The 1,073-nt window shown below is 63.3% G+C and carries 1 protein-coding gene; it reads left to right on the forward strand.

The genetic code is table 11. The features are described 5' to 3' along the window. On the forward strand, positions 1-1,073 hold a 1,073-nt coding region (locus tag AC1RKG_RS24800), incomplete at both ends, for a thiamine pyrophosphate-binding protein (protein WP_493183834.1).

Here is a 1,073-nt window from a genome sequence, read left to right on the forward strand (position 1 = left end):
GCGCAGTTCAACCGCCCGGGCCATGACGTGGTCGACCACCACACCTACGCCTTTATGGGCGACGGCTGCATGATGGAAGGCATCTCTCACGAAGTCTGTTCCCTGGCCGGTACCCTCAAGCTCGGCAAACTGACCGCGTTCTACGATGACAACGGCATCTCCATCGACGGTCACGTGGAAGGCTGGTTCACCGACAACACCGCCGAGCGCTTTGAAGCCTACGGCTGGCACGTGGTGCGTCACGTGGACGGCCACAACCCGGATGCCATCAAGGCCGCGATTGAAGAAGCCCGCAAGGTCACTGACAAGCCGTCCCTGCTGATGTGCAAAACCGTGATTGGTTTCGGCTCCCCGAACAAGGCCGGTACCCACGACGTGCACGGTGCTGCGCTGGGCGCCGCCGAAGTGGCCGCCACCCGCGAAGCCCTGGGCTGGAAATACGCCGCCTTCGAAATCCCGCAGGACATCTATGCCCAGTGGGATGCCAAAGAAGCCGGCAAGGCGAAAGAAGCGGCCTGGAACGACAAGTTCGCCGCCTACGCCAAGGCCTTCCCGGAACTGGCTGCCGAGTTCAAACGCCGCATGAACGGCGAACTGCCGGCCAACTGGAAAGCCGACGCCAAAGCCTTCGTCGAGCAGCTGCAGGCCAACCCGGCCAACATCGCCAGCCGCAAGGCCTCGCAGAACGCGCTGGAAGCCTTCGGCAAGGTGTTGCCTGAGTTCCTCGGCGGCTCCGCTGACCTGGCGCCAAGCAACCTGACCATGTGGTCCGGCTCGAAAGCGCTGAACGTTGACCCGGCGGGTAACTACATCCACTACGGCGTGCGCGAGTTCGGCATGACCGCCATCACCAACGGCATCGCGCTGCACGGCGGCTTCCTGCCGTACTCCGCGACCTTCCTGATGTTCGTGGAATACGCCCGTAACGCGGTGCGCATGGCGGCGCTGATGAAAATCCGCAACGTGTTCGTTTATACCCACGACTCCATCGGTCTGGGCGAAGACGGCCCGACGCACCAGCCGGTTGAGCAGATTGCCAGCCTGCGCGTGACCCCGAACATGAGCACCTGGCG

It is taken from the genome of Serratia sp. GW822-FHT06D09, assembly GCF_058799515.1.